This window comes from Anaeromyxobacter sp. SG66 (assembly GCF_022690805.1).
GTDB classification, from domain to species: domain Bacteria; phylum Myxococcota; class Myxococcia; order Myxococcales; family Anaeromyxobacteraceae; genus Anaeromyxobacter; species Anaeromyxobacter soli.
In genome coordinates this window covers 105,730-117,573 of record NZ_JALCZC010000004.1, presented here as the reverse complement: position 1 = coordinate 117,573, position 11,844 = coordinate 105,730, and the positions used below count along the sequence as shown (strand labels likewise).

Below are 11,844 nucleotides of genomic sequence, written 5' to 3'. Positions count from 1 at the left end.
AAATGGAAACGCTCCGGCGGACGCGGGGCCCGCCGGAGCGTCTAGACCGGTCCGGCCGCGCTAGGCGGCGCGGTTCGCCGGGAGCTGCGCGATGTAGTCCTCGACGAGCTTGCGCTGCGAGGCGTCGTCGAGGTTCGCCTTCACGAGGCGGGAGGCCGCGTCGATGGCGAGGTCCGCGACCTGCGCGCGGAGCTCCGACATCGCCTTGGTCTTCTCCTCGTCGATCTGCCTGCGCGCGGAGGAGACGAGCTCGTCCGCCTCCTTGCGGGCGCGGGCGGTGAGCTCCTGGCGGAGCACCTCGACCTCCTGCTGGTTGCGCCGCGCGAGCTCGGCGGCCTCGCGCTGCGCCTGGGCGAGGGAGGCCTTCTGCTCGGCGAGCATCCGCTCCGCCTCGGCGCGCTCCTTCTTGGCCGCCTCGATCGCCTCGCGGATGGTCCGCTCCCGCTCGTCGAGCATCTTGACGATGGGCCCCCACGCGAACTTGGAGAGGACCACGAGCAGGAACAGGAACGTGATGGCCGCCCAGAGGGTGAGGCCGGGGTTCAGGTCCGTGAGCCCTCCGGCTGCGAGGGGCAGGGACGCGAGGGAGGCCATGCGCGACTCCGTGGGTGAAGAGGAGGTGAAGGTTCGACGAGCGGATGTGCCCCTACGCCTTGATGGCGAGGAGCACGCAGACGACGATCGCGAAGAGCGTCACGCCCTCGATGAGGGCGGCGGCGATGATCATCGAGGTGCGGATGTCGCCGGCGACGGTCGGCTGGCGGGCGGAGCCCTCCATGGCGGCGGCGGCGAGCTTGCCGATGCCGAGGCCGGCGCCGAGGACGGCGAGGCCGGCGCCGAAGCCGGCGGAGAGGAACGCGAGGGCGGTGGAGGTCATGGTCGTCTGCCTTGTCTTTCAGAGGTGCGGGATTACCGGGCCGCTTGATTCCCGTGGCGCGTGGAGCGCTCGACTACCCATGGCCGGGGGACGCCCCCGCCACGTGAGAAGCGTGGTTGCCGTGATCGACCGAGCCCATGCCCGGCTCGGCGTGGCCGTGCTCGCCGTGCTCCTCGTCGTGGCCGTGGTGCGCGAGGCCCTGACCGATGAAGAGCGAGGAGAGCATGGTGAAGATGTAGGCCTGCACGAACGCGACGAAGAGCTCGAGCAGGTAGATGCCGAGCGCCATCGGCACCGAGCCGAACGCCACGCCCCAGTGGCCGAGGGCGAAGATGAGGCCGATGAGCGAGAAGATGACGATGTGGCCCGCCACCATGTTGGCGAAGAGACGGACGGTGAGAGCGAAGGGCTTCGTGAAGAGGCCCAGGATCTCGACCGGGATCATGATGGGCCACAGCCACGGGGCGACGCCGCCCGTCAGGTGCTTCAGCCAGCCGCCGAGCCCCATCGCCTTGATGGCCGCGTACTGCGTGATGACGAAGGTGAACAGCGCCAGGGCGACCGTGACGGACAGGTTGCCGGTCGCGGTGGCGGACCAGGGCAAGAGGCCGAACAGGTTGACGAAGAGGATGAAGAAGAAGGCGGTGACGAGGTACGGGACGAAGCGGTCGCCGTCGTGCTCGCCGATGTTCTTGCGGGCGATCTCGTTCCGCACGAACTGCACGAGCATCTCGAGGAAGTTGTAGAGGCCGCGGGGGACGAGCCCCTTCCTGCGCACCGCCGAGACGAAGGCGACGATGAGCACGAGCGAGGCGATCCACATCATCACCGCGTGCTTCGTCGGCGTCATGTCGAGCGAGCCGAAGACGAGCGGGCCCGACGCCTTGCCGGTGGCGTGATCGCGGTGCGTGCCGAACACGTGGTCGAGGTCGACCTCGCAGTTCCAGGCGAAGCCGCCCTCGCAGTAGCCCGGGTACTCGAGCGTGTGACCGTCGGTCACGTGGTGCATGAGCGACTCGGAGAGGCCGCCGCCGTGCCCACCCGCCTCGCCGTGGCCGCCCTCGGCGGCGGGCGCGGCGACCTCGGGCGTCTCGTGCGCCGGCGCCTCATGCGCGGCGGGCGCCTGAGCGAGGGAAAGCGTGAGCGCGAGGGTCAGGATGGCGGTCATGCGGCCCTTCCCGTGAAGCGGCGAAGCGAGTGGAGGTAGACGCCCTCGACGGCGCTGAAGGCGAAGTACGGCACGAAGAAGGCGACGACGAAGGCGAAGACGTTCTCGCCGGCGCGCGCCACGAACACGGTGCCGAGCGCGACGAGGAGGATGCGGGCGAGGAACGCGACGGTCATGACGAGCAGCGCCGGCTTGAGGGGCTTCTCGGCGTTCTTCACCGAGCGGGCGAGCACGAGCATCGACAGGAGGGCGGTGAAGCTGCAGGCCGTCGCGCCCACGAGCGCCGCGCGCCGGTACTGCCCCGCGGCGAGCGCGAGGCCGACGAAGGCGAGCGAGAGGGCGACGGTGATGACCTGATGCTTCACTTCTTTCCCTTGAGGACCTGCCTGAAGAAGCTGATGAAGCCGCCCGTCATGCCGAGCACCGCCCCCAGCATCGTGAGCCAGGGGACCTCGTTCCCGAGCTTCCGGTCGGCGAGGTAGCCGAGGAACGTGAACACGCCGACCGCGCCGACGAGGCTCGAGGAGGCCGCCATGTACGGCGCGGCCTTCCGGTACCCCTCGGCGAGCCCGGAGAGCCCCTTGTCCTCGCCGGACCCGCGCTCTCGATCCTCGGGATCCGCCAAAGACCCTCCGCTGCCGGCCTCTCCGCAACCCCGGAGAAGCGGGATTCCCCAATGCTTCCGCGGGCGGAAAGGCACGCCCGTATAGCAGGGGCGTGGCGCACACGTCAATGGTCTCGCACCCCGCCGGGAGCGCTCCCACCCCGATCTGCTCAGCCGAGCGCGGCGAGCAGCCGGTCGACGTCCTCCTCGGTACTGTAAAGGTGCGGCGACACTCGGATCCGGTCGCCGCGCAGCGACGCCCAGACCTTGGCTGCGCGGAGCCGCTCGTACGCGGCGAGGGTGGCGGCGGAGGTCTGCGCGCGCAGGCAGAGGAGGTGGCTCCGCGCGGCCGGCTCGAGGGGGCTCGCCGGGACGAAGCTTTGCGGCAGGCGCGCGAGGAGGCGGTCGCCGAGCGCGCGGGCGTGCGCCTGGACCGCGGCGGGCGTCGCCTCGAGGAGGAGGCGCAGCGACTCGGCGAGCGGGAGCAGGTTGAAGAACGCCGCCGTCTCGTGCGCGTCGTAGCGCTGCGCGCCGGGCCGAAGCTCGATGTCGGCGGGCAGGTTGCCGTAGTCCTCCGCGCCCTTCACCGCCCACCAGTTCAGATCCCCCACCGCGAGCCGGTCGAGCACCTGCGCCGAGAAGAGCCCGAGCCCGCAGCCATACGGGCCGAGCAGGTGCTTGTAGGCGGAGGCGGCGTAGACGTCGACGCCGGAGCCGCCGAAGTCGAACGGCAGCGCGCCCGCCGCCTGGCTCCCGTCCACCACCGTGATCGCCCCGAAGCGCCGCGCCGCCTCGACCACCGGCCCGGGATCGAGCCGCCCGCCGTGGAGGTACGAGACGTGGGCGAACGCGACGACGCGGGTCCGCGGACCGACCCCCTCGGCGAGCCGCTCGGCCGAGACCGCGCCGGTCGGATGATCCGGCTCGACGACGCGGATCGCGACGCCGCGGCGGGCGAGCCAGCGCCAGGGCAGGTCGTTCGAGGGGAACTCGTGCCGCGCGAGCACCACCTCGTCGCCCTCGCCGAGGTCGAGCCCGCGCGCGACGGCGTTCACCACCTGACCCGCCCCGGTGACGAGCGCCACTGCCTCCTCGCGCGCGCCGAGGAGGCGCGCCGCGAGGGCCCGCGCCTCGGAGACGGCCGAGACGTAGGTGGCCGCCGAGATGCGCCAGGGCCGCTCCTTGAGGGCGAGCGCCTCGCGCCCGGCGCGCGACGCCGCGAGCGGGATGGGGCCCTGGCTCGCGGCGTCGAGGTAGGCGACGCCCTCGAATGGCGCGAAGCGCTCCGCCCAGCCGGGCATCTAGACCTTCGCGGCCTCGGCGAACGCCGCCTCGGCCGCGAGGAGCGTGTGCTCGATGTCGCCCTCGGAGTGCGCGGTCGAGAGGAACGCCGCCTCGAACTGCGAGGGCGGGAGGTAGGCGCCGCCCTCCAGCATGCGGTGGAAGAAGGCGCCGAAGCGCTTCGTCGAGGAGAGCCGCGCGCTCGCGGCGTCGAACACCGGCTTCTCCGAGAAGAACACCGTGAGCATGGAGCCGACCCGGTTCACCTGCACCGGCACCTTGGCGGCGGCGGCTCGGGCGCGGAGCCCGTCCGCGAGCTTCGCGGCGAGGCTCTCGAGCTTCTCGTAGGCGGCGGGGGTCATGAGCCGCAGGGTGGCGGTCCCGGCCGCCATCGCCATGGGGTTCCCGGAGAGCGTGCCCGCCTGGTAGATGGGCCCCGCCGGCGCGACCCGATCCATGACGTCGGCGCGCCCGCCGAAGGCGCCCACCGGCAGCCCGCCCCCGATGACCTTGCCGAAGGTGACGAGGTCCGGCCGGAGGCCGAAGAGCCCGCAGGCGCCCCCCGACGACACGCGGAAGCCGGTCATCACCTCGTCCACGATGAGGAGCGCGCCGTGCTTGCGGCACAGGGTGAGCAGGCCCTCGAGGTAGCCCGCCCTGGGGACGAGCACGCCCATGTTGCCGACCACCGGCTCGATGATGACGCCGGCGAGGCGGTCGCCCCGCTCGGCGAAGAGCCGCTCGGCGGCGGCGAGGTCGTTGTACGGCAGCGTGAGCGTGTGCTTCGCGAGGTCCGCCGGCACGCCCGGGGAGTCGGGCAGCCCGAGCGTCTCGACGCCGGAGCCCGCCTTCACGAGGAGCGGATCGCCCGCGCCGTGGTAGCAGCCCTCGAACTTGAGGATGTCGTCGCGCCCCGTGAAGCCGCGCGCCACGCGGATGGCGGCGGTGGTGGCCTCGGTGCCCGAGGAGCAGAAGCGCATCTTCTCGATCCAGGGCATCCGCTCGCGCACGAGCTCCGCGAGGGTGATCTCGCGCGGCGAGGGGGCGCCGAACGAGGCGCCCTCCTTCATGGCGTCCTGCACCTCGCGCATCACCTCCGGGTGGGCGTGCCCGACGATCATCGGACCCCAGGAGAGCACGTAGTCGACGTAGTCGTTGCCGTCGACGTCGACGAGGTGGCTGCCCCTGCCGCGCGCGATGAACCGGGGCGTCCCGCCCACGCCGCGGAACGCGCGCACCGGCGAGTTCACGCCGCCGGGGAACAGGGTCTGCGCCTTCGCGAACAGCTTCTCCGACAGCTCGGTCTTCATGGCTTTCCTCTCGGTGACTAGCGGAAGGCGGCGGCGCGATCGCCCGGCAGCGTCGCGGGCTTCGCCCGCTCGCGGCGCTCGGTGACCGCCTCGATGTTGGTCCGGATCGCGTCCGGGTTCGGGTGGATGGGCAGCGCGAGCGCGTACAGCTCGAGCGCGCGGTCGAAGCGCCCCGCCTGCGCGTGGATGAGGGCCTGCCCCTCGAGCGCGCGGGCCGCGAGCTCCGGGCGCGGCTTGCTGTCGATGAGCGCCTGGAAGGCGGAGAGCGCCTCGTCGTCGCGCTTCTCGAGCGACCACGCCTGGGCGGTGAGGAGCTGCGCCTCGTCGGCGAGCTCGTGATCGGGCCACTTCTCCCGCAGGATGCGGGCCTCGGTGCGCGCCTGCGACCAGTTCTTGAGCTCGAGGTAGGCGCGGGCGACCTCGAGCTGGTAGCGCGGCGCCTCCGGCGCGCTCGAGGCGGCGACGTCCGCGTACTGGGCGATCGCGGCGAGCGGGTCGCGGAAGCGCTCGCGGTAGATGTCGCCGATCTGGACGCGCGCCTCGCGCGCCTCCTTGCCGCCCGGGTAGAGCGCCACGATGCGCCGGTAGTAGGAGATCGCGCCGGTGTAGTCGCCGAGCTCGAGGTACGAGACGTCCCCCGCGAAGCGCAGCGCCTTGCAGCGCACCGCCGCCTCGTCGGGCGAGAGCGTCGCGTCGCCGAGCTCGGCGAGCACCGCCTTGTAGCCCTGGAGCGCGCCCTTCGGGTCGCCCGCGTGGCGCTTCCCGTTCGCCTCCTCGAGCCGCTTCGCCGGCGAGGCGCAGGCGAGCGCGAGCGCCGCCGCGAGCGCGGCGGCGAAGGGGCCCGACCGCCGCCTCACGCGCCTGCCTCCGGCTCCCCGCCGCCCTGGTCCTCCGGCCCGCCCTCGGGCGGCTCCTCGCCCTCCGCCGCCTCGGCGACCCCGGCCGCCGCCGCCTCGGGCGTGGTCTCGGCGACGCGCGCGAGGCCCACCACCTGCTCGGACTTGGACTCGAGGGTGATGAGGCGGACGCCCTGGGTGTTCCGCCCGATGAGGCTGATCCCGCGCGAGGGCATGCGGATGAGCATGCCGCCGTTCGTGATGAGCATCACCTCCTCGGCGTCGGACACGAGCGCCGCGGCGACCACCGGGCCGTTCCGCTCGGTGGTCTTGATGGTGATGATGCCCTTCCCGCCGCGGCTCTGGATGCGGTACTCGGCGAGCTCGGTGCGCTTGCCGTAGCCGTTCTGCGTGACGGTGAGGATGGTCGGCGCGGGCTCGCCCTCCGGCGGCGCCGCCGGGATCGACTCGGCCGAGACGACCGCGTCCTCCGCCTCGAGGGTGATGCCCTTCACGCCGTAGGCGGTCCGCCCCATGGCGCGCACGTCGGACTCCTCGAAGCGGATGGCCATCCCCTGCGCGGTCGAGAGGAGCACGTGGCTCTTGCCGTCGATGAGCCGCGCGGCGATGAGCTCGTCGCCCTCCTCGATGCCGAGCGCGATGATGCCGGCCGCGCGCGGCCTCGCGAACTGCTCGAGGCGGGTCTTCTTGATGAGCCCCCGGCGCGTGGCCATGAACACGAACTGTCCGGGCTCGGCGGCGACCGCGCCGTTCGCCTTCTCGGCGGGCTCCGCGGCCTCGGCCTCGCCCGGCTCGGCGGCGATCTCGGCCGCATCCTCGGCGCCGGCGGGCTCCGGGAGCCGCCGCACCGGCAGGATCGCGGCGACCTTCTCGCCCGGCGAGAGCTGCACGAGGTTCACGATGGGCTTGCCGCGCGCGGCGCGCCCGGCCGGCGGGATCTCGTGGACCTTGAGCCAGTAGACCTTGCCCTTGTCCGAGAAGACGAGCAGGTAGCTGTGCGTCGAGGCGACGAAGATCGCCTCGAGGAAGTCCTCGTCCCGCGTGGCCGCGCCGGTCTTGCCGCGCCCGCCGCGCCGCTGGGCGCGATAGAGCGACACCGGGTTCCGCTTCACGTAGCCGGCGTGGGAGACGGTGACGACCATCTCCTCCTCGGCGATGAGGTCCTCCGTGGAGTAGTCGGTCGCCTCGCCCAGGATCTCGGTGCGCCGCTCGTCGGCGAAGAGCTGCCGCACCTCCTTCAGCTCCGAGACGATGACCTCCATGAGGACGGCCTCGGAGGCGAGGATCTCCTTCAGGCGGCCGATGAGCTTCTGCACCTCGGCGAGCTCGTCCAGGATCTTCTGGCGCTCGAGGCCGGTGAGGCGCTGCAGCTGCATCTCGAGGATGGCCTTCGCCTGGAGCTCCGAGAGGGCGAAGCCGGTCATGAGCCCGTCGCGGGCCGCGTCGCGGTCGGGCGCCTTGCGGATGAGCTCGATGATCTCGTCGAGGTGGTCGAGCGCGATCTGCAGGCCGAGCAGGATGTGCTCGCGCTCGCGCGCCTTGCGCAGCTCGAAGCGCGTGCGGCGGGTGACCACGTCGCGGCGGTGGGCGACGAAGCGCTCGAGCAGCTCCTTCAGGTTGAGGATGCGCGGCTGGCCGCCGTCGATGGCGAGGAGCGTCACGCCGAAGCCGGTCTGCATCTGCGTGTGGGCGTACAGGTTGTTCAGCACCACCTGCGCGACCGCGTCACGCTTCAGCTCGATGACGATGCGCATGCCCTCGCGGCTGGACTCGTCGCGGAGGTCGCTGATCCCCTCGAGGCGCTTGTCGCGCACGAGCTCGGCGATGTGCTCGACGAGCTTCGCCTTGTTCACCTGGTAGGGGATCTCGGTGACGACGATCGCCTCGCGCTCGGTCTTGGGGTGGACCTCGACCGACGCGCGCGCGCGCACCTGGATGGTGCCGCGCCCCTTCTCGTAGGCGGCGCGGATGCCGTCGCGCCCCTGGATGATCCCGGCGGTCGGGAAGTCCGGCCCGGGGATGAAGCGCATGAGCTCCGGGACGGACGCCTTGGGATTCGAGATGAGGTGCGCCACCGCGTCGAGCACCTCGCCCATGTTGTGGGGCGGGATGTTCGTCGCCATGCCGACCGCGATGCCGGCCGAGCCGTTGACGAGCAGGTTGGGGAAGCGGGTGGGGAGGACGAGCGGCTCGACGGTCGAGTCGTCGAAGTTCGGCCCCCAGTCGACCGTCTCCTTGTCGATGTCGGCGAGGAGGAAGTCGGCGAGCCGCTCGAGGCGGGACTCGGTGTACCGGTAGGCCGCGGCGGGATCGCCGTCGACCGAGCCGAAGTTGCCCTGGCCGTCGATGAGCGGGTAGCGGAGGTTCCAGTCCTGGGCGAGCCGGACGAGGGCGTCGTAGACCGAGGAGTCGCCGTGGGGGTGGTACTTCTTCAGCACCTCGCCGACGACGCCGGCGCACTTCGAGTAGCGCTTGTTGTGGTGCAGCCCCTCGGTGTGCATCGCGTACATCACGCGGCGGTGCACGGGCTTCAGGCCGTCGCGCACGTCCGGCAGCGCGCGGCCGATGATGACCGACATCGAGTAGTCGAGATACGACTTGCGCATCTCGTCTTCGATCGCGACCTGGGCGCGCTGCCCGTCTCCGGGCGGCGGCGCCCCGGGGGCGGCGGCGGGCGGGCTCGGCGGGAGGTTCTCTTCGGCCATCGGAGCTCTTCCCTCCCGGGCCATAGGCGCGCGAGGGGGTTCGAGCGCGCGGGCACCTGGGAGAAGGGGGTGTTTTAGCCGGTTTCCCTCGGAGATTCAACGCTTTTGCCCGTCCCGGGGCGGGCCTTCGGGGCGTCCGCCGGGCCCGCGCGGCGGACCCCTCCGCGCGCCCCCGAGCGCCGCGCTCGTCCTTCACGATCCGTCCCGCCCGGACGCTCCCGCCGGCCCGAAAAAAGAGAGCGGGGAGGCGCGCCGTGCGCCTCCCCGCCCTGGGTCCACGAGTGGAGCGAGACGCCTAGCGCCCGGCCACCGAGAGCCGCGCCGCGGCCCGGCGCACGCGCGCCGACTCCTCGCCGTAGTGGCCGTCCTGCTCGGTGAGGCGGAGCAGCCGATCCTGCGCGTCGTCGAAGGCGCGCTTCGCCCGCTCGACGTCGATGTCGGCGGCCGCCTCGGCGGTGTCGGCCAGCACGATGACCCGGTTGTCGGCGACCTGCAGGAAGCCGCCGCCCACCGCGTAGTGGTGCTCCCGGCCCCCCTCGACGTACGTGAGCCGACCGGGCTCCAGCGCCGTCATGAAGGGCTCGTGGTTCAGGCGGATGCCGAAGCCGCCCGCGACGCCCGGCGCGCGGACCTCGTCGACGGTGACCGAGAGGACGCGCCGCTCCGGCGTGACGATGTCGAGGGTGAGCGCCATCGGTTACCCCGCGGCCAGCTTCTTCGCCTTCTCGACCGCCTCGTCGATGCCGCCCACCATGTAGAACGCCTGCTCCGGCAGGTCGTCGTGCTTGCCGTCCACGATCTCCTTGAAGCCGCGGATCGTGTCGGCGAGCTCGACGTACTTGCCCGGGTTGCCGGTGAACTGCTCGGCGACGTGGAACGGCTGCGAGAGGAAGCGCTGGACCTTGCGGGCGCGCGCCACGGTGAGCTTGTCGTCCTCGGAGAGCTCGTCCATGCCGAGGATGGCGATGATGTCCTGGAGGTCCTTGTAGCGCTGCAGCGTCTCCTGGACGACGCGGGCGACCTGGTAGTGCTCCTGGCCGACGACGAGCGGGTCGAGGATTCGCGAGGTCGAGTCGAGCGGATCGACGGCCGGGTAGATGCCGATCTCGGTCAGCTTGCGGCTGAGCACCGTCGTCGCGTCGAGGTGGGCGAACGCGGTCGCCGGGGCCGGGTCGGTGAGGTCGTCGGCGGGGACGTAGATGGCCTGCACCGAGGTGATGGCGCCGTTCTTCGTGGAGGTGATGCGCTCCTGGAGCTCGCCCATCTCGGTGGAGAGCGTCGGCTGGTAACCGACGGCCGAGGGGATGCGGCCGAGGAGCGCCGACACCTCGGAGCCCGCCTGCGTGAAGCGGAAGATGTTGTCGATGAAGAGCAGCATGTCCCGGTTCTCTTCGTCGCGGAAGTACTCCGCGATGGCGAGCGCCGAGAGCGCCACCCGGGCGCGCGCGCCGGGCGGCTCGTTCATCTGCCCGTACACGAGCACGCACTGGCTCTTCGAGAGGTCGTCCTTGTTGATGACGCCCGACTCGATCATCTCGTGGTAGAGGTCGTTCCCCTCGCGGGTGCGCTCGCCCACGCCGGCGAACACCGAGAAGCCGCCGCGCTTCTTCGCGACGTTGTTCACGAGCTCCATGAGGAGCACGGTCTTGCCGACGCCGGCGCCGCCGAAGAGGCCGATCTTGCCGCCGCGGAGGTACGGGGCGAGGAGGTCGATGACCTTGATGCCGGTCTCGAACGCCTCGATCTTCACGTTCTGCTCGACGAGGGTCGGCGCCGGGCGGTGGATGGGGAACTTGCGCACCGACGCCACGGGCCCGCGCTCGTCGACCGGCTCGCCGACGACGTTGAGGATGCGGCCGAGCACCTCCTTGCCGACCGGCACGGAGATGGGGGCGCCGGTGGTGCGCACGCCCATGCCGCGCACGAGGCCTTCGGTCGAGTCCATCGCGATGCAGCGGGCGGTGTTCTCGCCGAGGTGCTGGGCGACCTCGATGACGAGGTTGTCGGCGCGCGCGTCGAGCGCGGGGTTCGTCACCGAGAGCGCGGTGTAGATGTCCGGCAGCGCTCCGGGCGGGAACTCCACGTCCACGACCGGGCCGATGACCTGGGTGATCCTGCCGCTCTGAACGTTCGTCGGGGTGGTCATGTCTTCCTTTCCCAAATCTACTTGAGCGCCTCGGCGCCGCTCACGATCTCCATCAGCTCCTTCGTGACGTAGGCCTGGCGCGCGCGGTTGTACTGAAGGGTGAGCGAGGCGATCATCTCCTCGGCGTTCTTGGTCGCGCTCTCCATCGCGCTCATGCGCGCGCCGTGCTCGCTGGCGGCGGACTCGAGCAGCGCGCGCCACACCTGCATCGCGATGTGGCGGGGGAGCAGGTCGCGCAGGAGCCCCTCGCGCGACGGCTCGTACTTGAAGTCGATGGCGGCGCCGCTCGCGTCGGCGCCGGGCGCCGTCTCGATGGGCAGGAGCTGGAACACCACCGGCTTCTGGGAGATGGCGCTCTTGAACTCGTTGTAGGCGAGGAAGACCGCGTCCACCTCGCCGGAGAGGTAGCGCTCCGTGTACTCGCGGGCGAGGTCCTCGGCCTTCTCGTAGGTGAGGGCCGCGTTCACCCCGGTGAAGTCCTTGCGGACCTCCACCTTGCGCGCCCGGAAGAAGTCGCGCCCCTTGCGGCCGACGGTGGCGAGCTGGATGCGCTCGAACCGGTCGCCGTTCTCGACGAGGAAGCGCTGCGTGAAGCGGGCGATGTTCGAGTTGAAGCCGCCGGCGAGGCCGCGGTCGCTCGTGATGACCACCACCTCGGCGGTGTGCTGGGCGCGCGGGGCGAGGAGCGGGTGGGCCACCACCTCGTCCGCGGCCGCGCGCGCCGCCACCCGCGCGAGCGTCTGCTCGAGGAGCTGCGCGTACGGGCGCGTCTTCAGGATGGCGTCCTGGGCCCGGCGCAGCTTGGCCGCCGAGACCATCTTCATCGCCTTCGTGATCTGCCGCGTCGACTTGACCGAGCCGATGCGGTTCCGGATGTCGCGCAGTGAGGGCACGGG

General features: G+C 71.7%; 12 protein-coding genes. All 12 read right to left on the bottom strand.

Annotation, left to right across the window (positions count from 1 at the left end; all coding sequences use genetic code 11):
* Nucleotides 1-60: 60 nt before the first annotated feature.
* The 12 genes from atpF to atpG all read right to left on the bottom strand — a co-directional run bounded on the left by atpF (nucleotide 61) and on the right by atpG (nucleotide 11,841).
* Nucleotides 61-594 carry a F0F1 ATP synthase subunit B gene (atpF, locus tag MNZ39_RS02910; protein ID WP_242334195.1) on the bottom strand — a complete coding sequence of 178 codons (534 nt, stop codon included), beginning with the start codon at nucleotides 592-594 and terminating at the stop codon, nucleotides 61-63.
* Between the two features lie 52 nt (nucleotides 595-646).
* The gene (atpE, locus tag MNZ39_RS02905; protein WP_242334192.1) at nucleotides 647-877 is read right to left on the bottom strand and encodes an ATP synthase F0 subunit C; all 231 of its coding nucleotides are present in this window, start codon (nucleotides 875-877) and stop codon (nucleotides 647-649) included.
* Nucleotides 878-950: 73 nt separating this feature from the next.
* Nucleotides 951-2,045 (bottom strand): F0F1 ATP synthase subunit A, encoded by a 1,095-nt coding sequence (atpB, locus tag MNZ39_RS02900; RefSeq protein ID WP_242334190.1) that lies wholly within the window; start codon nucleotides 2,043-2,045, stop codon nucleotides 951-953.
* Nucleotides 2,042-2,410, bottom strand: coding sequence for a hypothetical protein (locus MNZ39_RS02895; RefSeq protein ID WP_242334187.1), 369 nt, complete (start codon nucleotides 2,408-2,410; stop codon nucleotides 2,042-2,044). Before MNZ39_RS02895 ends, atpB begins: the two co-directional genes overlap by 4 nt.
* Nucleotides 2,407-2,670 (bottom strand): AtpZ/AtpI family protein, encoded by a 264-nt coding sequence (locus MNZ39_RS02890; RefSeq protein WP_242334185.1) that lies wholly within the window; start codon nucleotides 2,668-2,670, stop codon nucleotides 2,407-2,409. Before MNZ39_RS02890 ends, MNZ39_RS02895 begins: the two co-directional genes overlap by 4 nt.
* A gap of 149 nt (nucleotides 2,671-2,819) precedes the next feature.
* Nucleotides 2,820-3,950, bottom strand: coding sequence for an aminotransferase class V-fold PLP-dependent enzyme (locus tag MNZ39_RS02885; RefSeq protein WP_242334182.1), 1,131 nt, complete (start codon nucleotides 3,948-3,950; stop codon nucleotides 2,820-2,822).
* Nucleotides 3,951-5,240, bottom strand: coding sequence for a glutamate-1-semialdehyde 2,1-aminomutase (gene hemL, locus MNZ39_RS02880; protein WP_242334179.1), 1,290 nt, complete (start codon nucleotides 5,238-5,240; stop codon nucleotides 3,951-3,953).
* A gap of 17 nt (nucleotides 5,241-5,257) precedes the next feature.
* Nucleotides 5,258-6,097 carry a tetratricopeptide repeat protein gene (locus MNZ39_RS02875; RefSeq protein WP_242334175.1) on the bottom strand — a complete coding sequence of 280 codons (840 nt, stop codon included), beginning with the start codon at nucleotides 6,095-6,097 and terminating at the stop codon, nucleotides 5,258-5,260.
* Nucleotides 6,094-8,802: a DNA gyrase subunit A gene (gyrA, locus tag MNZ39_RS02870; RefSeq protein ID WP_255821338.1), complete on the bottom strand. Its 2,709-nt coding sequence runs from the start codon at nucleotides 8,800-8,802 to the stop codon at nucleotides 6,094-6,096. Before gyrA ends, MNZ39_RS02875 begins: the two co-directional genes overlap by 4 nt.
* Nucleotides 8,803-9,097: 295 nt before the next feature.
* Nucleotides 9,098-9,496, bottom strand: a complete 399-nt coding sequence (locus tag MNZ39_RS02865) for a F0F1 ATP synthase subunit epsilon (RefSeq protein WP_242334172.1) — start codon at nucleotides 9,494-9,496, stop codon at nucleotides 9,098-9,100.
* A gap of 3 nt (nucleotides 9,497-9,499) precedes the next feature.
* A complete protein-coding gene (gene atpD / locus MNZ39_RS02860) occupies nucleotides 9,500-10,948 on the bottom strand; it encodes a F0F1 ATP synthase subunit beta (protein WP_242334169.1) in 1,449 nt (482 codons plus the stop codon).
* Nucleotides 10,949-10,965: 17 nt separating this feature from the next.
* Nucleotides 10,966-11,841, bottom strand: a complete 876-nt coding sequence (gene atpG, locus MNZ39_RS02855; protein WP_242334167.1) for an ATP synthase F1 subunit gamma — start codon at nucleotides 11,839-11,841, stop codon at nucleotides 10,966-10,968.
* Nucleotides 11,842-11,844 lie beyond the last annotated feature (3 nt).

Coding starts and splice junctions, on each gene's coding strand:
- MNZ39_RS02885 (WP_242334182.1), bottom strand. CDS start 3,950: ATGCCCGGCTGGGCGGAGCGCTTCGCGCCATTCGAGGGCGTCGCCTAC.
- atpD (WP_242334169.1), bottom strand. CDS start 10,948: ATGACCACCCCGACGAACGTTCAGAGCGGCAGGATCACCCAGGTCATC.
- atpF (WP_242334195.1), bottom strand. CDS start 594: ATGGCCTCCCTCGCGTCCCTGCCCCTCGCAGCCGGAGGGCTCACGGAC.
- gyrA (WP_255821338.1), bottom strand. CDS start 8,802: ATGGCCGAAGAGAACCTCCCGCCGAGCCCGCCCGCCGCCGCCCCCGGG.
- atpE (WP_242334192.1), bottom strand. CDS start 877: ATGACCTCCACCGCCCTCGCGTTCCTCTCCGCCGGCTTCGGCGCCGGC.
- MNZ39_RS02865 (WP_242334172.1), bottom strand. CDS start 9,496: ATGGCGCTCACCCTCGACATCGTCACGCCGGAGCGGCGCGTCCTCTCG.
- atpB (WP_242334190.1), bottom strand. CDS start 2,045: ATGACCGCCATCCTGACCCTCGCGCTCACGCTTTCCCTCGCTCAGGCG.
- hemL (WP_242334179.1), bottom strand. CDS start 5,240: ATGAAGACCGAGCTGTCGGAGAAGCTGTTCGCGAAGGCGCAGACCCTG.